General features: G+C 64.8%; 18 protein-coding genes and 1 pseudogene. 6 read left to right on the top strand and 13 right to left on the bottom strand.

Annotated elements, in window-relative coordinates; genetic code table 11:
• Positions 1-66 precede the first annotated feature (66 nt).
• Complete coding sequence (locus A9Z05_RS18240) at positions 67-2,259, bottom strand: hypothetical protein (protein WP_141723434.1); 2,193 nt, start codon at positions 2,257-2,259, stop codon at positions 67-69.
• A 275-nt stretch (positions 2,260-2,534) separates the two neighbouring features.
• Between A9Z05_RS18240 and A9Z05_RS18245 the strand changes: the two genes are divergently transcribed.
• The 4 genes from A9Z05_RS18245 (at position 2,535) to A9Z05_RS36980 (ending at position 4,443) form a co-directional block, all read left to right on the top strand.
• Positions 2,535-2,774 carry a type II toxin-antitoxin system Phd/YefM family antitoxin gene (locus tag A9Z05_RS18245; RefSeq protein ID WP_021158157.1) on the top strand — a complete coding sequence of 80 codons (240 nt, stop codon included), beginning with the start codon at positions 2,535-2,537 and terminating at the stop codon, positions 2,772-2,774.
• On the top strand, positions 2,771-3,166 hold the full coding sequence (locus A9Z05_RS18250; protein ID WP_069619395.1) for a type II toxin-antitoxin system VapC family toxin: 396 nt from the start codon (positions 2,771-2,773) through the stop codon (positions 3,164-3,166). The genes A9Z05_RS18245 and A9Z05_RS18250 overlap by 4 nt, the downstream gene beginning before the upstream one ends.
• A gap of 379 nt (positions 3,167-3,545) precedes the next feature.
• Complete coding sequence (locus tag A9Z05_RS18260) at positions 3,546-4,130, top strand: NTP transferase domain-containing protein (RefSeq protein WP_069619361.1); 585 nt, start codon at positions 3,546-3,548, stop codon at positions 4,128-4,130.
• A gap of 172 nt (positions 4,131-4,302) precedes the next feature.
• A complete protein-coding gene (locus A9Z05_RS36980) occupies positions 4,303-4,443 on the top strand; it encodes a hypothetical protein (RefSeq protein WP_012339712.1) in 141 nt (46 codons plus the stop codon).
• Positions 4,444-4,493: 50 nt separating this feature from the next.
• Here the strand turns inward: A9Z05_RS36980 and A9Z05_RS18265 are convergent, their stop codons facing one another.
• From A9Z05_RS18265 to panE, 8 genes are all read right to left on the bottom strand, one after another.
• A complete protein-coding gene (locus A9Z05_RS18265) occupies positions 4,494-5,252 on the bottom strand; it encodes an SDR family oxidoreductase (RefSeq protein WP_069619362.1) in 759 nt (252 codons plus the stop codon).
• Complete coding sequence (locus A9Z05_RS18270) at positions 5,249-6,796, bottom strand: FGGY-family carbohydrate kinase (protein WP_069619363.1); 1,548 nt, start codon at positions 6,794-6,796, stop codon at positions 5,249-5,251. Before A9Z05_RS18270 ends, A9Z05_RS18265 begins: the two co-directional genes overlap by 4 nt.
• Positions 6,797-6,825: 29 nt before the next feature.
• Positions 6,826-7,914, bottom strand: a complete 1,089-nt coding sequence (locus tag A9Z05_RS18275) for an alcohol dehydrogenase catalytic domain-containing protein (RefSeq protein WP_069619364.1) — start codon at positions 7,912-7,914, stop codon at positions 6,826-6,828.
• Positions 7,915-7,960: 46 nt separating this feature from the next.
• A complete protein-coding gene (locus tag A9Z05_RS18280; RefSeq protein WP_069619365.1) occupies positions 7,961-8,968 on the bottom strand; it encodes an ABC transporter permease in 1,008 nt (335 codons plus the stop codon).
• Positions 8,955-10,475: a sugar ABC transporter ATP-binding protein gene (locus A9Z05_RS18285; protein WP_069619396.1), complete on the bottom strand. Its 1,521-nt coding sequence runs from the start codon at positions 10,473-10,475 to the stop codon at positions 8,955-8,957. Before A9Z05_RS18285 ends, A9Z05_RS18280 begins: the two co-directional genes overlap by 14 nt.
• A gap of 62 nt (positions 10,476-10,537) precedes the next feature.
• Positions 10,538-11,482 (bottom strand): substrate-binding domain-containing protein, encoded by a 945-nt coding sequence (locus A9Z05_RS18290; RefSeq protein WP_050015077.1) that lies wholly within the window; start codon positions 11,480-11,482, stop codon positions 10,538-10,540.
• Positions 11,483-11,602: 120 nt separating this feature from the next.
• On the bottom strand, positions 11,603-12,562 hold the full coding sequence (locus A9Z05_RS18295) for an AraC family transcriptional regulator (protein ID WP_069619366.1): 960 nt from the start codon (positions 12,560-12,562) through the stop codon (positions 11,603-11,605).
• 251 nt (positions 12,563-12,813) lie between these two features.
• Positions 12,814-13,761, bottom strand: a complete 948-nt coding sequence (gene panE / locus A9Z05_RS18300) for a 2-dehydropantoate 2-reductase (RefSeq protein ID WP_069619367.1) — start codon at positions 13,759-13,761, stop codon at positions 12,814-12,816.
• 99 nt (positions 13,762-13,860) lie between these two features.
• On the opposite strand from panE, the pseudogene A9Z05_RS34875 reads away from it, so the two are divergent.
• Positions 13,861-14,324, top strand: a pseudogene (locus A9Z05_RS34875) (transposase); the annotation flags it as partial.
• A 207-nt stretch (positions 14,325-14,531) separates the two neighbouring features.
• Here the strand turns inward: A9Z05_RS34875 and A9Z05_RS36245 are convergent.
• The 3 genes from A9Z05_RS36245 to A9Z05_RS38445 form a co-directional block, all read right to left on the bottom strand.
• On the bottom strand, positions 14,532-14,771 hold the full coding sequence (locus A9Z05_RS36245) for a hypothetical protein (RefSeq protein WP_141723435.1): 240 nt from the start codon (positions 14,769-14,771) through the stop codon (positions 14,532-14,534).
• 455 nt (positions 14,772-15,226) lie between these two features.
• On the bottom strand, positions 15,227-15,643 hold the full coding sequence (locus tag A9Z05_RS34880; protein ID WP_084044318.1) for a DUF4279 domain-containing protein: 417 nt from the start codon (positions 15,641-15,643) through the stop codon (positions 15,227-15,229).
• Between the two features lie 7 nt (positions 15,644-15,650).
• A complete protein-coding gene (locus tag A9Z05_RS38445) occupies positions 15,651-15,890 on the bottom strand; it encodes a hypothetical protein (RefSeq protein ID WP_084044320.1) in 240 nt (79 codons plus the stop codon).
• 900 nt (positions 15,891-16,790) lie between these two features.
• On the opposite strand from A9Z05_RS38445, the gene A9Z05_RS18320 reads away from it, so the two are divergent.
• Positions 16,791-18,344 carry a methyl-accepting chemotaxis protein gene (locus A9Z05_RS18320; RefSeq protein WP_069619370.1) on the top strand — a complete coding sequence of 518 codons (1,554 nt, stop codon included), beginning with the start codon at positions 16,791-16,793 and terminating at the stop codon, positions 18,342-18,344.
• A 19-nt stretch (positions 18,345-18,363) separates the two neighbouring features.
• Here A9Z05_RS18320 and A9Z05_RS18325 read toward each other — a convergent pair whose 3' ends face one another.
• Positions 18,364-19,041, bottom strand: coding sequence for a response regulator transcription factor (locus A9Z05_RS18325; RefSeq protein WP_069619371.1), 678 nt, complete (start codon positions 19,039-19,041; stop codon positions 18,364-18,366).
• Positions 19,042-19,075 lie beyond the last annotated feature (34 nt).

Here is a 19,075-nt window from a genome sequence, read left to right on the forward strand (position 1 = left end):
ATCACCTCACCCTCGAACGCCACGATCGACACGCCCACATCGAATCCGCCCGGTCGATGCCGACGCTCAATGGGCGCCAATCGCTTTCTCTGCCACAGGGATATAACCCGAATAGCCCGCCATGTAGGTTCGCCAGCCAGCATTCGTGTAACTGACGACCTGATCCTTCGGGATCGTGATGCGGACGCAGGCCAGTTCGGCGTTCTCGGTGATCGGCGAATCAGTCGTCGTGGCGGTGGTCGAGCTGGCCGCACCAGCCGTGCGCGCCAGCTTCACCTCGGTCGTTGCGACAGCGGCGCTCGCCACATCGATGCCAGCTTTACGGCCTCCGTTGTTGCCAGTCGACACTCCGTCGGACGCTGTCGCCTTGTCGCCAGATTTCCCCCCCTGGCTGACTAAGCGCTTAAACGCTCGATTCCGCTGATCAAGCAGCGGCTGATCACAGCCATAAGTGCGCTTTCGCAACATCGCATCGCCCGCCGGAAGCGCAAGCCTCAACGTCTGGACATTCACATTCGCGGCCCCTACTCCGACCGAGGGCGCAATAGTCGTGGACGAAGCAGCCACTGACGCACTGGGTGATTTATCGTCACGGATACCTCGCGCCTGCGTGTGCGCCGCCCCCACCACTGGGGCCTCGGTCGGCGCGCCAGCCGACACGGATAATTCAGGACGAAGGATCAGTTCGACCACCATCGAAGATCCAAGGCGATTGACGATATTTACATCGGTCAGCGTAATCGAACCGTCCTTGCCTGCGTTGCACCGAACGCCGAACGGCGCCAACGTCGCGCATTGCTGACCGGACAACGCCATGCTCGACGCGTGCCGGTTGCCAAAACTCAAGATCGCAACGAGCATGCGGGGGAACAGCAGCGGATTCTGCACGATGATCGGAACCGACACGAATGAAACAAGCGCTGCAAGCGCACACAATCCTGCCCGCATCTTCCAGCCACGCGACGCGAATGCTCCCCAGTTCATCACGCTCAGCAGCGCCATGGTCAGCAACAATGTCTGCGTGCTTTCCCTGTTGCCGTTCAGGGAATCGACGAGATCTGCAAAGATCAGTACGCACAGCGAGAAGATCGCGAACGCGGCCGCTGTAAAAAGCTTCGCCGCTACGAGCTTCGGCACGCCGTTGCGGCGGCCCGTCGCCGGTGTCGCAGGCGTCAAAAGGCCAACCGGCGCAATTTGGCGCTTGCGGAAAAACCACCCCTTCCGCAGCATCCAGACAGCAAAGACCGCTGCACACAAGATCGTGACGGGCAACCGGTCGCCCGTCACGAACCATTTGAAATTGACGAGTGCGATCAACCACGAAATGGCCACTACCGCGAGGACGACCAAGCCTATTGCCCGAATGGCATGCAGCGTCACGTGCATTATGCGCTTCGGTACATTGCGTGACCGGTTCGCAGCGAGACGCAGCAAGCGCTGCACGAACCATACTATCGCCGCGATAATTGCACTTGCCGCCGCTGCAGCCCATGACGGCGTAGTCATCCACCCGAGGCAGGCTCTCACGTCCGGCGCCAGTTGCGAAAACGCGTAAACGATCGGCTGCGCGCGCGCTGTAGCCCCGGCGCTCGTGTCGATCCGCTCGTTGCCGAAGTACGCGACGAGTTGCAACGCACTGAGGATCACCACGCCGAACAACAGCACGCTCGATAACACTCGCGTTAGCCGGCTGTCGACAAACGACCCGTCAGCAAGCAATAGCCCTATCAATCCGCCGTAAGTCGCGACATAGGCAACGACAGTCAGCCAGGCCAGCACCGGGCTCGCCCACGACACGAATGGATTCGTCAACAGGTCCGTCCAGATCAAAACCGTCAGGACGGTTGCGATCACGATGAATCGCCCGCGTACCAAGCGATCACGCATCTGCTGGTTCTGCGTGAGTGGCCCCATCTGGCCAAAGGCAACCACGTGTGTGTCGTCGTAAAACCGGTCGAGCACGAAGCGAGCAGCAAAGCCTGCAATCAGCGAATACACACCAAACACGCCGACCAAGCCGATCTCGACGAGGAAGGTGGCGACCAGCGTGCCTGTCAGTTCAGTCAGTGTGAAATCCGGAACCTGATCGAGGCTCAGCGAGTACAGCAGTAATGGCACACCGCCGAGCACCAGTACCATCAGAGACAGAAGCGTAAACGGATGCCCAACAGCGATTTCATTGAATCGTTCATGTGCTGTTTTCGCCTCACGTGTTGTTTTCACCGCACGTGTTGCTTTCCTCTCGCGTGTTGTTTTCATGATTGTATGTTTGTCGTTCGAAGCCGCCCATCCCCCCTCTCAGTCGGGGTACATGCATCCTGGCAGCAGGATGCAAGCATTTTACCCAACGTCAATTGCGATTCACCCTGACGCAACCACACCGACGCGCGCAGCCCCCCACGATGCTCCCGTCTATCCGCCGCTGACCTCCGCCGCCAGTAATCGATGAATCGGCCTTTCCGACCCGACCGATTCCTTGCATCGATTCGGCACAACCCTTAAAATGACCATCGTCAAATGACCATGCTCATACCATGATGCCGCACGCTCCCGTATCGAAATCCGAATTCAAGGCTCGCGCACTCGAATACTTCCGGCTCGTCGAGGCGTCGGGCGAAAGCCTGATCGTCACCGACCACGGCAAGCCGACGCTCGAGATCCGGCCGTATCGCTCGCGCGAAGCTCAGCCGTTGGACATATTGCGCGGGTCGGTCATGCGCTACGACAATCCTCTCGATCCGATTGCGGAAGATGATTGGGAGGCGTCGCGGTGATCGTGCTGGATACGCATGCATTGGTGTGGTGGGTGGGTGGCGACCCTGCGCTCAGCAAGAAGGCGAGAAGCGCGATCGATCGCGCACGGAGCGAAGGCACGCTCGCCGCTTCGGCCATCTCCGCGTGGGAGATCGCGATGCTGGTGCGCAACGACCGCCTCGCCCTGACGATGGATGTCGACGCGTGGCTCGCCACCGTCGCGCAGATCGACGGCATGCGGTTCGTGCCCGTCGATGCCGACATCGCCGCGAAGTCCACCGACTTGCCCGGCACGTTCCACAAGGATCCTGCCGATCGCATGATCGTCGCGACCGCGCGGCGGCTCGGCGCGCCGCTTGTCACCCGCGACGAAAAAATCCGCGCGTACGCGCACGTCAAGACGCTTTGGTGAGCGCCACCCGTCCGTGGGTCGAACCGCCGCGCATCTTCCGCCAGACTCTGGCATATTGGCGATTCGTCTGATCAAACCGACCACGACCGCCGCGCTCGACATTGGCGCGTGGCCCGCAACCGTCGTTGTGCCACTGACCCGCGCCGGCTTCACGAATTACCCATCCGAATGGTGGCATTGGTCATTCGGCGACCGCTATTGGGCCGTCATGCAGAACGAATCTCACGCAATTTACGGTCCTGTCGACGAAAGCATGCTCGGGGAAGCGTCGCGATGACGGTTTTCCCGATCCGGCACGCGTGACTCGGTAACATCCTCACTTGCCGATCCCCGTGTGCTCCCGCACAATCGCAGCACCTGCCTCACTCCCCGCGCGCCGATGTCCTATGCGTCACTCGCGACCGGCGTCCTGCTCGCCGGCGGCCTTGGTCAACGCTTCGACCCGAGCGGCCTGCACAGCAAGCTGCTCGCCCGGCTTCCCGACGGCACGCCGGTGGCGGTGGCTGCCGCCCGCCATCTCGCGGCCGCAACCGCCGACGTGATCGCCGTCGTGCGCCCCGGCGCCGAAAAGCTCGCGATTCTGCTGAACGAAGCCGGCTGTCAGGTCGTCTATGCGCCCGACGCGTTGCGCGGCATGGGCGCGAGCCTCGCGGCCGGCGTCCGCACCGCGCCCGATGCGAGCGGCTGGCTCGTCGCGCTTGGCGACATGCCGTGGATCGCGGCTTCCACATACGAAACGGTCACACGCGCGCTCGAAGCCGACGACGCGTCGATCGTCGCGCCCGCGCATCGCGGCGTGCGCGGCCATCCGGTCGGTTTTGCCGCGCACCACTTCGAGGCGCTCGCCGCCCTCGACGGCGACGCGGGCGCCCGCGCGCTGTTCGCCAGCGCGCCGGTGACCCTGCTCGATGTCGACGATCCCGGCATCCTGCGCGACGTCGATACACCGGCGGATTTGCGCTGACTTCGATTGCGCGGGCCCGCACGTTCACGCACGCACCGCGCCAATAAGCGGATTTCTCCGACGACCGACAAGCCGTCGCAAGAATCCCGCTGCAAACACGCGCCCGATTGGCTATAACGGAGACGAGGCGCGTCCGCCGCGCCACCGCCGTCACGCACGCCACGAGTTCTCCATGAGCGACCACACGACCCCGACGCCCGAGCCACCGGCCGACCCGAACCGCGATCCGGAAGACGATCCGTTCTCGTCGCCGCCCGGCCATCACGACAACCCGCAGCAGCCGGACGGACCGCCGAGCAAGGATCCGGTCTAGCCGCGCGCCGGCCGCGCCGCGCACTCGACCCGCGACTTCCGCGACGCGGTCTAGCGTGCGGTATACCCGCCGTCGATCGGCAGCGACACGCCGCTGATCATCGACGCCGCGTCGCTCAGCAAGAACAGGACCGGCTCGACGACTTCGCCCGGCTGCGCAAAGCGGCCGAGCGGAATCGCGGCCAGCATCGGTGCGCGCTTCTCCGGTTCACTCCACGCGAACTGCGCCATCGGCGTGAGCGTGACGGTCGGGTTCACGCTGTTCACACGAATGCCGTGCGGCCCGAGTTCGATGCACAGCACGCGCGTGATCGCGTCCATCGCCGCCTTCGACGCGCAATAGCTCAGATGCGCGGGCAGGCCGACGAGCGCCGCCTGGCTCGACACGTTGACGATGCTGCCGCGTGCGTTCGCCGCGCCGCGTCCGTCGCGCTCGATCATCTTGCGCGCCACGGCTCGCGCGACGAGCGCCGCGCCGCGCGCATTGACGGCCATCACGCGATCGAAATGCGCGGCGTCGACATCGAGCGCCGGTTCGAGCGACGCGATCCCCGCGCAATTGACGAGGCCGTCGAACGCATCGTACGGGTCGAGCGCGGCATCGATCGCGTATTCGTCGCCGCCGACATCCATGCGCAACGTATCGCACGCAATCTCGCCGGCAAGCGCGTTCAGCGCGGCCATGTCGCGCGCCGCCGCGACGACGCGCGCGCCTGCGTGCGCGAGCGCGACCGCGCACGCGCGGCCGATGCCGCTCGACGCGCCCGTGACGAGCACCGTCGCCCCGCCGAAATCGAATCGTGTGTTCATGAGGATGTGCCCAGCCTGTGCATGATCGGCTTGAGTGCGGGATACAGCGCCGTGTAGAGCGCGAAACGCGCGTCGTATGTTTTCGCGCGGTCGGCATCGGGCCGTGCGCGCTCGACGAGCGTGACCCAGCCGCCCTGCGCGTCGTCGCGCGACACGAGCCCTGCGCCAACACCCGCGAGCAGCGCGGCGCCCATCGCGGCTTCGACCTCCTGCTCGATCGTCCACACCGGAAAGCCCGTCACGTCCGCGATGATCTGCATCCACAGCGCCGAATGCGCGGCGCCGCCGACGACGATCAGTCGGTCGTCCAGCGCCACCGCGCCACGGCGGCCGGCCTCGATGTTATGGCGCAACGCGAACGCGACGCCTTCGAGCACCGCGCGATAAAGATGCGCACGCGTATGCGCGAGACTCAGCCCGACGAACGCGCCGCTCGCCTTCGCATCCCACACCGGGCTGCGCTCGCCCATCAGGTACGGCAGGAACAGCACGCCGTCCGCGCCGGCCGGCACGCGCTCGGCCGCCTCCTCGAGCAGCACGTGCGGATCGCCGTGCGGCAGCAGGCTCGCCGCATCGATTTCCGCGTGACAGAACTGGTCGCGAAACCACGCGACCGACGCGCCGGCCGTGATCGCGCCGCCGAACACATACAGGTCGCGCTGCCCGTCGAATACGTGCGGCATGCTGACGAGGCCGTGCCGCGCATCGACTTGCCGGTTCACATAGCCCCAGCACATGCTGGTGCCGATCATCGCGACGTGCTGCCCGGTACGCGTCGCACCGGCCGCGAACGTCGCCACCGCCGCATCGACGCCGCCCGCGACGACGGGCGTGCCGGCCGGCAGCCCGAGTTGCGCGGTCCATTGCGACAGCAAGCCGCCGACGACGTCCGTCGAATCGACGAGCCGCTCGGGCATCATCGTCGCCGGAATGCCGAGCATGTCGAGCGCGTCGTCGGACCACTCGCGGCGCGCGACGTCGTACACGCCGCCGATATTGCCGGCCGCACTGTGGTCGACCGCGACTTCGCCGGTCAGCAGGTAGATCACATATGCGTTCGGCGGCAGAAAATTGCGCACGTTCGCCCACACGTCGGGCCGCTGGTCGCGCAGCCACAGCATTTTGGTGAAGCCGTAGTAGCTGTCGACGCCGTTGCCGGTGATCACGCGCAGCCGCTCGACGTTCACGTGTTCGTTGACCCAGTCGACTTCCGCGGTCGCGCGCCGGTCCATCCAGATCAGGCACGGATGCAGCGGCCGCATGTCGATGTCGACCGGGATGCCCGAGCCGCCGTACAGGCTGCTCACGCACACCGCCCGGATCGCATCGGCCGGCACGCCCTGCGCGCGCGCGTCGCTCACGCAGCCGGCGATGCAGTCGAGCACCGCGTCGAACCACACCTGAGGCCACTGCTCGGCCCACAGCGGGCGCGGCGTATCGGGCTGGTAGCCGGCCGAGCATCGCGCGACGATCGTGCCGTGCCGGTCGACCAGCAGCGCCTTGGTGCTCTGCGTGCCGATATCGACGCCTATGACGTATTCCATGATGTCTCCGGTGAGGCGCACGCCGGCGTTCAGCGGGCCGGCTTCAGCAGCACCTTGATCGATTCGGGCGATTTCGCGACGCGGATCGCGTCGTCCCAGTCCTCGAGCGCGAAGCCGTGCGTGACGATGCCCTTCGACGTGACGAGCCCGCGCGCGAGCAGGTCGATCGCGACCGGATAGCAGTATGGCCCGAGATGCGCGCCGCGTACGTCGAGCTCCTTGCGGTCGCCGATGATCGACCAGTCGACGGTCGCATCCTCGCCGAACACGCTGAATTCGACGAAGCGGCCGAGCTTGCGGATCAGGTCGAGCCCCTGGTTCACGCCGACCGGCGCGCCGGTCGTCTCGATGTACACGTCGCAGCCGTAGCCGTCGGTGAGTGCGCGGACGATCTCGCGCGCGTCGTCGCGCTGCGGGTTGATCGTCACGTCGGCGCCGTACTGGCGCGCAAGTTCGAGCCGTTCGTCGATCAGGTCGATCACGACGAGCTTCTTCGGCGTCTTCAGGTGCGCGACCTGCGTCATCATCAGCCCGAGCGGGCCCGCGCCGGCGATCACGACGACGTCGTCGAGCTGGACGTCGCCGCGATTCACCGTATGGATCGCGCACGACAGCGGCTCGATGATCGCCGCGTCCTCGAGCGATACGCCGAGCGGGATCTTGTGAACGATCGCGGTCGGCGGAATGCGCATGTACTCGGCCATCCCGCCGTCGGCGACCTCGCGCTGGAAACCGAAGATGTTGTGCACCTCGCACATCCAGTACTGGCCCGACTTGCAATAGCGACACTTGCCGCACGGCACGATCTGCTCGGCGATCACGCGGTCGCCGAGCGCCACGCAGAAATGCTCGGCCGCGCCGTCGCCGAGCGCCTCGACATAGCCGAAGAATTCATGGCCGGGAATCACCGGCGCCTTCACCCACGGGCTCGGTCCGCCCCAGAACATCTTGGCGCCGGTGTAACACTTGCAATCGCTCGCGCAGATCCCGCACGCGGCGATGCGGATCACAAGCTCGTTCGTCCCGGGGTGCGGCTTCGCGACCTGTTCGACGCGATAGTCCTCGGGGCCGTGGCAGACGACCGCGGTCATGCGCGGCTGGGCTTCGGGTGTCGTCATGAGTTGTCTCTTTTATGAGTGATTCGGATACCGGATTAATCAAGCGTTACCGCGATCGCTCGCGGCTGATGTAGATCGCGAGCAGGATGATTCCGCCCTTGATCACGTTCTGCACGTACGGGTTCACGCCGATCATGTTCAGTCCGTTGTTGAGCACGCCGAGCAGCAGCGCGCCGACCAGCGTGCCGAGGATCGCGCCGCGCCCGCCGGAGATCGACGTGCCGCCCATCACGACGGCCGCGATCGCGTCGAGCTCGAAGCCCACGCCCGCGTTCGGCTGCCCGCTCATCAGGCGCCCGGTCAGCACGATCGCGGCAAGCGCCGACGTGAGCCCGGCGAGCGTATAGACGATCAGCTTCACGCGCGCGACCCGCACGCCGGTGAGCCGCGTCGCCTGCTCGTTGCCGCCGATCGCGTATACGTAGCGGCCGAACGGCATCCGGTCGAGCAGCAGCCATGCGATTGCGTAGACCACCAGCATGATCAGCACCGGCGCCTGGACGCCGAGCACCTTGCCGCTGCCGAAGAACGCGACCCAGTCGGGCAGCCCGTCGATCGGATAGCCGCCCGTGTAGATCAGCGCGAGGCCGCGCGCGATGCCCATCGTCGCGAGCGTGACGATGATCGGCGGCATGCCCGCGAACGCGACGAACACGCCGTTCAGGAAGCCGAAGCCGAGCCCGACCGCGATGCCGATCGCGAGCGCGGCGACTGCGTTGACGCCCGCGACCATCAGTCCGGCCGCGAGCGTGCCCGACAGCGCCATCACCGAGCCGACCGACAGGTCGATCCCGCCCGTCAGGATCACGCAGGTCATGCCGACCGCGATGATCGCGTTGATCGAGACCTGGCGCAGCACGTTCTCGAGGTTCGCGGCGGACAGGAAGCTCGGGCTCGCGATCATCATCGCGATGCACACGACGATCAGGCCGACGAGCGGATAGAACAGCGTCGAGCGGCGCAGTTGCGCCCACATCGGGCGCGGCGGCGGCGCATCGCCGGCCGTGGCGGCGAGTGTCGTGGATGGCGGGGAAGAAGAATCAGGCAGGTTCATGGGTCGCTCCTCGCGTGCCGGCCGTGGCATAGGTCATGACCGTGTCGGGATCGATCTCGTCGCCGGCGAGCGTCGCTTCGATGCGGCCTTGCCGGAACACGGCGACGCGATCGCACATGCCGACGATTTCCGGTAATTCGGACGAGATCATGATGATGGCGTAGCCTCGCGCGGTGAGTTCGCGCATCAGCCCGTAGATTTCGGCTTTCGCGCCGACGTCGATGCCGCGCGTGGGCTCGTCGAAGATCAACACCGACGTGTGATGGTTCAGCCAGCGCGCGATCACGACCTTTTGCTGGTTGCCGCCGGACAGCGTCGCGACCTCGGTGTGGATCGACGGCGCCTTCACGCCGACGCGCCGCATCACGTCGTATGTCGTGCGCGCCTCGCCGCGCCGGTCGATCAGCCAGCGCATCGACCGGTACTTGCCGAGGTTGTTCAGCGAGATGTTGTCGCGAATCGAGAACGACGTGACGAGCCCTTCCGTCTTGCGGCTTTCCGGCAGGATGCCGATACCGGCACGCAGCGCGTCGGCCGGATCGGCGAGCTTCGCCGCCGCGCCGCGCACACGCAGTGCCTTGCGGTGCGCACGCGTCGCGCCGATCACCGCGAGCGCGGTTTCCGTGCGGCCCGAGCCGACCAGCCCCGCGAAACCCAGGATCTCGCCTGCATGCAACACGAAGCGGTTCACCGGGCCGTCGCGCTCGATCTGCAGCGCATCGACCTCGAGCACGGCCGGCGCGTCGGCCGGCAGCGCCGGCTTCGGCGGAAAGCTGCTCTCGATCCGGCGGCCGACCATCATGCGCACCAGTTGCTCGACGTCGGTGTGCGCAACCTCGGTCGTCGCGACGTACTGGCCGTCGCGCAGCACCGTGATGCGGTCGCACACCGCGAAGATCTCGTCGAGGTGATGCGAGATGAAGATCATCGCGACGCCCTGCCGCTTCAATTCGCGCATGATCGCGAACAGGTGCTCGGCCTCGGCCGGCGTGAGCGTCGCGGTCGGTTCGTCGAGGATCAAAATGCGCGCGTCGAGCGACAGCGCCTTGCCGATCTCGACGAACTGCTGCTGCGCGACCGACAGCGCACGGATCGGCGCATCGAGATCGATCGCCACGCCGAGCCGCGCGAAGATGGCGGCCGCCGCGGCACGCATCCGCTTGCGGTCGCGCGCGCCCCAGCGGTTGCGCAGCTCGCGGCCGAGGAACAGGTTGTCGACGGCATCGAGGTGCGGAATCAGGCTGAATTCCTGGAACACGATGCCGACGCCGGCCGCGACCGCGTCGTGATAGTCCGCGAAATGGCGCGCGGCGCCGTCGATCTCGATCGTGCCGGCATCCGGCTGATGGATGCCGCACAGGATCTTCATCAGCGTCGACTTGCCCGCACCGTTCTCGCCGAGCAGCGCATGAATCTCGCCGCGCGCGATCTCCAGATGAATGTCGGACAGCGCCTTCACGCCGGGAAAGCTTTTCGTGATGTGGCTGAGCCTGAGTATCGTGTCCATCGGCTTCTCCGTGCGAAGGGCGTCGGCCGCGCCGCCGCCCTTCGCGTCGCTTCGCACGTCGTTCACCAGCTGAAGCCCTTCGCGTTGCCGCGATCGACGACCTTCACGTCGACCGGAATCGCCTTCGGCACCGTTGCGCCCCACTTGCGCGCGATCGCGATGCCGAGCGCGATGCGCACCTGGTCGGCCGGAAACTGCGCGGTCGTCTCGATGAACTTCGAGTTCGGCTTCTGGATCGCGGCGATCGCCTCGGGCGCGCCGTCGACGCTCGTCAGCTTGATGTCCTTGCCGGACCCCTCGATCGCGGCGAGCGCGCCCATCGAGCCGCCGTCGTTCACGCTGAACAGGCCCTTCAGGTTCGGATGCGCGGAGATCATGTTTTCGGTGACCGACAGCGCGGTCGCGCGCTCCTGCTTGCCGTTCTGCGTATCGACGAGCTTCACGTTCGGGAATTTCGCGAGCCCGGCCTTGCAGCCGCGCACGCGTTCGAGAATCGGCACGACCGGAATGCCGTCGAGGATCGCGACCTCGCCGCTGCCGCCGATCGCCTTCGCGAGGTATTCGCACGACATCACGCCCGCGTCGTAATTCTTCGAGCCGACGAACGAATCGACCGGGCCGTTCGCGTTGGCGTCGACGGCGACGACCACCGCGCCGGCCTTCTTCGCCTGCGTGATCGCCGACTGGATGCCGGTCGAATCGGTCGGGTTCACGAGCAGGATGTCGATCTTCTTCTGCAGCATGTCCTCGACGTCGCTCACCTGCTTGCTGACGTCGTGATGCGCGTCGGTGACGACGACCTGCGCGCCGATCGACGCGGCCGCATCGTTCAGCGCCTTCTGCATCGTCACGAAGTACGGGTTGTTCAGCTCCTGGAACGTCATGCCGATCCGCAGCGGCGCAGCGTGCGCGGCGGCGGCGGGCAACAGGGCCGCGACGGCGAGCGCGGCAACGGCCGCCAGGCGGGCGGCGCGACGGGGGGATGAAGCGGGCGATGCGTGCGTCATGACGGTGTCTCCAGAATTGTGTGCGGCTTTTTCGTGGGTGAATGCGCCCCTCGCGACGTGAGCGACGCGATCGGCTGGGTAAAACGGCGGGGAAAACGCGGGCGGGCAACGGCCCGGCGATCATCCGGGCTGCGGCATGAGTTCGGGCGCACCGGGCGTCAGCACGCGCGGCGGCAGCGGGTTACCGGTCGGCGCCGCGTGCAGCGCCAGCTCGCGGCTGCGCGCGTTCAGGCTTTGCAGCGCACGGAATTCGGACGGCGCCATCCCCTTCACCGCGCGGAACTGGCGGTTGAAGTTCGACACGTTGTTGAAGCCGGCCTGGAAACAGATGTCGGTGATGCTCGCGTCGTCGGCGAGCAGCATCTGGCAGGCTGATTCAATCCGCAGACGATTCACGTACTGGACGAACGGCATGCCCGTATGGCGATGGAACGCGCGCGAGAACGCGCTGACGCTCTGCCCGGTCAGTTGCGCGAGATCGGATTCGCGCATCTCGGACGCGAGGTTCTTGCCGATATACGACAGCGCGTGGCTCAGGCGCGTCGGCGTGACGTCGGCCTGGTCGTACGCGGGACTCGCGAGCAACGTGCGCTCGGCCGCATCGCACAGGCGTTCGAGGATCGTCATGAACAGCGCGATACGGCGCATGCCCCGCGCGGTCAGCAATTCGTCGAACAACGGCGCGATCGCGGCGCTCGTCGCCCCGTCGAAGCCGACGCCGCGCCGCGCGTCGTCGAGCAGCGTCTGTGCATCACGGCATTCGGGAAACGCGTCCATGCAGCGACGCACGAACGACGGATCGAACTGGATCACGAGATTGCGGCGCTCGACGGTTTCGCCTTCGGCCATGTCGCTGACCCAGTTGTGCGGCAGGTTCGGGCCGAGCAGCACGAGATGGCCTGGGCCGAACGAACCGATGTGATCGCCGACGAAATACTTGCCGTGCGTCGCGACGATCAGGTGCAGCTCGAATTCAGGATGGAAATGCCAGCGGATCGTGCGATACGGATAGCCGTGCGACCAGACCTTGAACGACTCGTCGCGTCGCACTTCGACCACTTCGAGATCGGGGTGCATCATGTTGGCGTCTCCATTCCCATGGTTCGCTGGCCGGCCTGTTCGGCTGTGCGCGCGTGCGCCGCGTGTCTCGCGCGGCACCGCGACCGGTCGCATGGGAAGCAATGTAGGTCGATCGCGCGCGCGGCTCCACCAACTTTACGCCTGATTTTCGATACTTTTTTGCCGTCCGCGCGTGGAAATGGCGCCGGACGGCAAATTTGTTGCAGCGCGCAACGGTGCGGCGGCCACCCGTGCCGCCCGTCCGCGCCGGCTTACGCCGCCGCGTGCTCGCGCGCCGTGCGCACCTCGTATGCCTTCAGGTGGTTGTACGCGATCCGCAGCAGCGACAGCGTATCGGCCGCCTGCGGATCGCGTCGCGCGAGCAGGTCGCCGATCACGTGATCGGCTTCGACGCGCGCATGATTCTCGACGTCGCGCAGCATCGACGCCGTCAGCGGCGACGGCGTCAGCACCATCCGCTGCATCCGCTCGCTGGCCGCCGGGTCGGGCCGGTAGCCGTTGTGTTCGGCGATCGCGCTGCATTCGGCGAGCATCGTCTCGAGCAGGCGGCGGCCGTCCGGCGCGGCGAGAATGTCGCCGATCGACCCGCGAAACAGCGACGTGCTCGCGGCGAGCGTCGCGAGGAACACCCACTTGTCCCACATCCGCGCGGTGATATCGTCGCTGAGGGTGGCGTCGAAGCCCGCGCCGCCGAGCACGTCGGCCACCGCGCGCACGCGCGGCGATTCACCGCCGGCAAGCTCGCCGAACGTCACGCCGTGCGTGTCGTTCAGGTGCACGATGCGCTGCTCGCGATCGAGCGTCGCCGCGATCACGCACAACCCGCCGAGCACCTGTGACGCGCCGAAACGCTCGCGCAGCACGTCGACGTGACGCATCCCGTTGAGCATCGGCAGGATCAGCGTCTGCGGGCCGACGAACGGCGCGAACGATGCAATCGCGTCGTCGAGGCTGTACGCCTTGCAGCTCAGCAGCACGAGGTCGAACGGCGCGACGCCGGCGCCCGCGTCGCCCGCGCGTATGGTCTGAACGTTTGCGAGCGTCAGGTCGCCGCGCGGGCTGCGGATCAGCAGCCCGTCGCGCGCGAGCGCGGCCGCGCGGCCGTCGCGCACCAGGAACGTCACGTCGCGCCCCGCCGCGGCCAGCCGGCCGCCGAAGTATCCGCCGACCGCGCCGGCCCCTACCACCAGAATCCGCATCGTTGCCTCCTTTCGGTTTCATCGGCGTCGCGCTGCCGCCCGCGCGGGCGCGACGCCGACCATCGCCCGACAGTATAGCGGCCTCGGTTATGCATATGCATAGATGCCCGCGCCCGCGTCGCGGGCTTCGGTAAATGGCCGCTTCTAAGAGTGCTGCCACGGCCAAAGCCACGCCGCAAGAAACACCCAGGACGGCTTCCGGTCTCCAACCGGGCTGCACTGAACGGCATCCTGAACGTATTTAAGACCGGGATACGCTGGTGCGACCTCTGAACCAAGCTGGGATTTGGCTCAGGGCCGACCTGCTGGAAGCGTTTGTGCGACTGGCAAAGGGCCGGCGTGTGGAGCGCGTTGCACGCACTGCTGCTTGCGAAGTTACGCGAAGCCGGCGAACTCGATTTCTCACGGGCAGCGGTCGATTCATCCTCGGTGATCGAACACGTGATCGCCCGGCGCCGTATGGAATGCGGCAGCGGACTAGGCAAGCTCCGCTGGGTGGTCGAGCGTACTCCGCATGGCTGCACAATTTTCGTCGTCCTCGCATTCGCTTTGAGCGTCGAGCCGCGTCTGTACCGGTCAATCGACGCTTGCAGAAAAAGCAGCACTGCGCGGCGTCATCCTTGTAGAGTAAATGAAAAAAACCGGACCTAATGAAGGTGCCGGGGCTTTTGTTGGTTCTTCGTGGATTTCCGTGGGTGTCCCCAGCCGACCGAAGAGATCTCAGGGGCAGCGTACGGTACACTGTCCTTCTAACGAAAACGAGAAATCATTTAGCTGAAAAATAAATCATTTTTAGGTGGCGGAAACGTAATCTCCGCATCTGAAAATTTTTCAATGTCACGACGAACTATCGCGCCACCCAACTTTTCATCAAAACACCTTCCAAACACCCCAAGAACCTTATAGGTGTATTTCGCATTTTTAATAAATTGGCGAAAATCATCAATCGCAATTTGGCGGATTTTTTCATTTTTATTGCCTATAACGGGATGAATCAAAACTTCAGCCACACACCTTATATCCGACCCTTCGAATACAGGGCAATCATTCCAGCGCACGATTTTATTTCTTTGCTTATTTAGCGAATCAACGATCTTGCGCACCTAATCCCAAAATTTCTTGAATTGATCTCCGCAGGACGCCGCTAGAATGGCGATCACGATTTCAATCCGTGGACTCATTGAAATATTTTAGTAAAAAATGGCAAATGCAATCTGATGGTCAATTTTTTCCGCGTCAGCCATAACCCAGCAAAGCTGGCTCTCAATGTTCGAAAATGCGTCGATCGCCCTAGCTCTCTCAAGATCGAAAGTGTCCTTTATATGATCTTTGTTATCCATCGATATTTTCAAAAAAAAATCGCCGCACATACGACAACAAGCACGCTCAGTTGGATAGTACGTCGCTTGACTGAACAACCCTCCAATGCAATGCCATGTACTTCTCAGTGGTGCGTTGATCCGCTCTATCGGTATTCATCGATTTCGACTTCGCCTCCGAGCGATTCGACAAGAGCCCGGATATCGTCCGGCACGTCCGGCACGCGCTTACCGCTCTCGTTGTCCCAATAGCAGCGGAGACGGACCCGAGCGCCCGCGCCGTCGATAAGCCCGCGCAGGTCCGGGCGCGGCAACGACAGATGCTTGATGAGATAGCGAAGATGGGGTTCCAGTTGATCACTGTGGACAGCCCCGTCACTGCGAACCGCCCAAACACTCGTGCGACGCGTTATGACGCGCCCCTGTCCTGTCGGATCGTTTACCCGCTCCCCTTTCGTTACCTCCGTATCGGGTACGACGCGGAAATAGTCTGTCCAAAATTTGGGGACGACGCGATCGCCTGAAATAGAGAATGATGCATGTGCAAGTTGCTGTTTTTTCATGATCCGCTCAGTCCCCGTAGTTGTGCATGTTGTCGATCACGACACCTTTGAATTCAACGTCTCCGTTGTCGTGCCAGAGAACGTTATCGGCCCCTCCCAAATCATTCGCGTCTTTCATTTGGTGGATCATGTTGCCGAAGATTTTGCGCTGGTAACCAAGCATTTTCGCCGCAAAGTTCGGGTTAGTCGTGCTTGCCGCTAGCTCTTGAATGTCACCGCTCACAGGGCTATCAGCGTAGTCAAACACGTTCGCATCACCTAGCGGTGCCCCCATCCAAACGAGTTCGCAAGTTGAGGCGTACCGCCTGCTAGTGCGCCGCCAGTACCGGCAGCGACACTTTGAAGGTAACTCATGAGTTCACCGGCTGACACATCGCTTGGTACGGCCCAAGACGGTATCGGCTTGTCCACTGGAAGCGCAGCCATCCCCGGCACACTGGGAAACCTCCTGCCCTTTGGGAAAGGCGGTGTTGATGGTCTGCCACCGCCCCCAGCACCCCCACTTGCCACGGGCCTATCGATCGACACGGTAACCCGGCCGTCCTCTATCGCTGACCTAAGCGCGGCGACGGGATCGCCGGACAACGACCCGGCAAGCCCCAGTTCCCGAAGGTAGCTGGCAGCCTCCGCCATCAATGCGGAATACTTCGGCCAATGGAGCATTAATTCTGAGACAGCCGCGCGCTGTTCCGCAGACCGAATTGCCCCGCTGTCACTGGACAGCGTAGCGCGCTTTCCTGAGCCAATGTCGATAGTTACGGCCACAACTCGAATTCTCCATATGAATCCCGGTCACTGTATCGCACCCACCCGCGGCCTGTGAAGGCGCGGAGGGGTTCGTTTTCCGATCCGGCGCGACGCCTTATAACGCGTCGCATAGAAGCTGTTGCGAAATCACGGCTTAGGTTTGTTAACTTTTTCGCAGCCGCCTCAAGATTCGCTACGAACGGTGCGCACACGTGCACGAGGCATTCCTCTCGGTCGCGTGCTGCTTGATTTGCTGGAACAAACGCAAGACAGCGTCCGATTAATTTCGCAGCATCTTCTAAGGGATTTCCCGTCTACGGCGACGCGCATGGCGCGCCGTCAAGACATGTATCCCGTCACGCCGCCCCGGCGAGCTTCCACGACTGACCGACCTCATACCATGCGCAATCTCTCCCTGAATCAGAAACTCGCCTCGATGATCGTCATCCTGTGGCTCGGCCTGCTCGTGATCGCCGGGCTCGGCGCATGGCAGACCCGCGCGTCGATGATCGCGGACCGCCGCGATCAGCTTGCGTCGCTGGTTGCGCAGGCCGCGAGTGTGACCGACCACTACTACAAGCTGTCGCAGCAGAACGCGCTGCCGGAAGCCGATGCGAAGCAGAAGGCGCTCGAGGCGATCGCCGCAATGCGCCATGGCGCCGACGGCTACGTGTCGGTCAACGATTCGAAGCCGGTGATCGTGATGCATCCGATCAAGGCCGAGCTCAACGGCAAGGACGTGTCGAATTTCACCGATCCGAACGGCCAGCACCTGTTCGTCGAGATCGTGAAGGCCGGCAACGCGGCAGGCGGCAAGGGCTTCGTCGAATATCTGTGGCCCAAGCCGGGCGCGGACAAGCCGCAGGACAAAACCAGCGCCGTGCAGCGTTTCGCGCCGTGGGACTGGTATCTGGTGACCGGCATGTACATGGACGACGTGCGCTCGGCGGTGCTCGCGAGCGTCGGCCGCTGGCTCGCGATGACGGCCGTGCTCGGCGCGATCGCGACAGCCGTGATGGTGCTGGTGCTGAAAAGCGTGCGCGCAAGCCTCGGCGGCGAGCTCGAAGCGGCGCTCGACGCCGCGCAGCGCATCGCGCAGGGCGACCTGACCGCGCGCGTGACCGTGAAGCACGACGATCGCGGCAGCCTGCTGCATGCGCTGCACACGATGCAGGGCGGGCTGATCGACATGGTGTCGCGCGTCCGGATGGGCACCGAGAACATCAACGTCGGCGCGAGCGAGATCGCGTCCGGCAACACCGACCTGTCGCAGCGCACCGAGGAACAGGCGGCCGCGCTCGTGCAGACCGCGTCGAGCATGGACGAGATGACCGCGAACGTGAAACAGAACGCGGACAGCGCCGCGCAGGCCGCGTCGCTCGCCGGCCAGGCCGCGCAGGTCGCGACGCGCGGCAGCGCAGTGGTCGACGACGTCGTGCGCACGATGAACGAGATCACCGACCGCTCGCACAAGATCGGCGACATCATCGGCGTGATCGACGGGATCGCGTTCCAGACCAACATCCTCGCGCTGAACGCGGCCGTCGAAGCGGCGCGGGCAGGCGAACAGGGCCGCGGCTTCGCGGTCGTCGCGGCCGAAGTGCGCTCGCTCGCGCAACGCTCGGCGACGGCGGCCAAGGAGATCAAGTCGCTGATCGTGTCGTCGAACGAGACGGTCCAGCACGGCGCGACGCTCGTCACGCACGCGGGCGAGACGATGGCCGAGATCGTGCAGTCGGTGCGGCGCGTGAACGAGATCCTCGACGAAATCAGCCACGCCTCGCGCGAGCAGAGCGCCGGGATCGAGCAGGTCAACCGCGCGGTCGGCGAGATGGATCAGGTCACGCAGCAGAACGCGGCCCTCGTCGAACAGGCCGCGGCCGCCGCGCATTCGCTGCGCGATCAGGCCGAGGCGCTGCGCGACGCGGTGACGCGGTTCGCGCTGCCGGCCTGACGGCAGGCCCGCCCCGCACTCACGCCGCGCTGCCCGCCCGCAGCGCGGCCTCTCCGCTCCCGAGCCCCAGCCCCGCCGCGCGCTGGATCAGCTCGACGTCGTTGCTCGCGCCGAGCTTCTTCATCGCGCTGATCTTCTGCGCGCTGACCGTCTGCTTGCCCTTGCTCAGGCGCTGCGCGATCGTCTTGATCGGCACGCCCGACAGATACAGGCGAATCACCTCGATCTCGCGCGCCGACAGCTTCACGGGCGCATCGCCGCGCGTGCCGAGCGCATCGACCGCGCGGCGCACGGACGGCGACAGGTAGGTCGCGCCGCTGTAGCTCGAATGGATCGCCGTGACGATATGGCCGACCTCGTCGAGCTTGCTGACGACGCTCACGCCGCCGACCGCGAGGATCGACCGGAAGATCAGCGGATTCTCGTTCGCGACCAGCGCGACGATCCCGACGTTCGGCCGCGTGCGGCGCAGCCAGTCGAACAGCGCGAGGCCGTCCATCTGTTCGTCGCCGCGAATCGTATAGTCGACCAGCACGACGTCACAATCGACGCCGCCGAGCGACGCGACCAGTTCGGCCGCGCTCCGGTAGACCGCCGCGAGCTCGATCGCGCAGGCGCCGCCTGCGATCTGTTCGATACCGGCCAGCGTCAACGGCCAGTCGTACGCGACGACGATGCGAACATTGAATTTCCTCATGCGCAATTCCTGGTGGTTCACCGGCCGCGCCACG

The organism is Burkholderia sp. A2 (genome assembly GCF_001729305.1).
GTDB classification, from domain to species: Bacteria; Pseudomonadota; Gammaproteobacteria; order Burkholderiales; family Burkholderiaceae; genus Burkholderia; species Burkholderia sola.

Excerpts from the sequence above, each read along its gene's own strand:
- A9Z05_RS18240 (WP_141723434.1), bottom strand. The coding sequence starts at position 2,259 with ATGAAAACAACACGCGAGAGGAAAGCAACACGTGCGGTGAAAACAACA.
- A9Z05_RS18245 (WP_021158157.1), top strand. The coding sequence starts at position 2,535 with ATGATGCCGCACGCTCCCGTATCGAAATCCGAATTCAAGGCTCGCGCA.
- A9Z05_RS18260 (WP_069619361.1), top strand. The coding sequence starts at position 3,546 with ATGTCCTATGCGTCACTCGCGACCGGCGTCCTGCTCGCCGGCGGCCTT.
- A9Z05_RS36980 (WP_012339712.1), top strand. The coding sequence starts at position 4,303 with ATGAGCGACCACACGACCCCGACGCCCGAGCCACCGGCCGACCCGAAC.
- A9Z05_RS18265 (WP_069619362.1), bottom strand. The coding sequence starts at position 5,252 with ATGAACACACGATTCGATTTCGGCGGGGCGACGGTGCTCGTCACGGGC.
- A9Z05_RS18270 (WP_069619363.1), bottom strand. The coding sequence starts at position 6,796 with ATGGAATACGTCATAGGCGTCGATATCGGCACGCAGAGCACCAAGGCG.
- A9Z05_RS18275 (WP_069619364.1), bottom strand. The coding sequence starts at position 7,914 with ATGACGACACCCGAAGCCCAGCCGCGCATGACCGCGGTCGTCTGCCAC.
- A9Z05_RS18280 (WP_069619365.1), bottom strand. The coding sequence starts at position 8,968 with ATGAACCTGCCTGATTCTTCTTCCCCGCCATCCACGACACTCGCCGCC.
- A9Z05_RS18285 (WP_069619396.1), bottom strand. The coding sequence starts at position 10,475 with ATGGACACGATACTCAGGCTCAGCCACATCACGAAAAGCTTTCCCGGC.
- A9Z05_RS18290 (WP_050015077.1), bottom strand. The coding sequence starts at position 11,482 with ATGACGCACGCATCGCCCGCTTCATCCCCCCGTCGCGCCGCCCGCCTG.
- A9Z05_RS18295 (WP_069619366.1), bottom strand. The coding sequence starts at position 12,562 with ATGATGCACCCCGATCTCGAAGTGGTCGAAGTGCGACGCGACGAGTCG.
- panE (WP_069619367.1), bottom strand. The coding sequence starts at position 13,761 with ATGCGGATTCTGGTGGTAGGGGCCGGCGCGGTCGGCGGATACTTCGGC.
- A9Z05_RS34880 (WP_084044318.1), bottom strand. The coding sequence starts at position 15,643 with ATGAAAAAACAGCAACTTGCACATGCATCATTCTCTATTTCAGGCGAT.
- A9Z05_RS18320 (WP_069619370.1), top strand. The coding sequence starts at position 16,791 with ATGCGCAATCTCTCCCTGAATCAGAAACTCGCCTCGATGATCGTCATC.
- A9Z05_RS18325 (WP_069619371.1), bottom strand. The coding sequence starts at position 19,041 with ATGAGGAAATTCAATGTTCGCATCGTCGTCGCGTACGACTGGCCGTTG.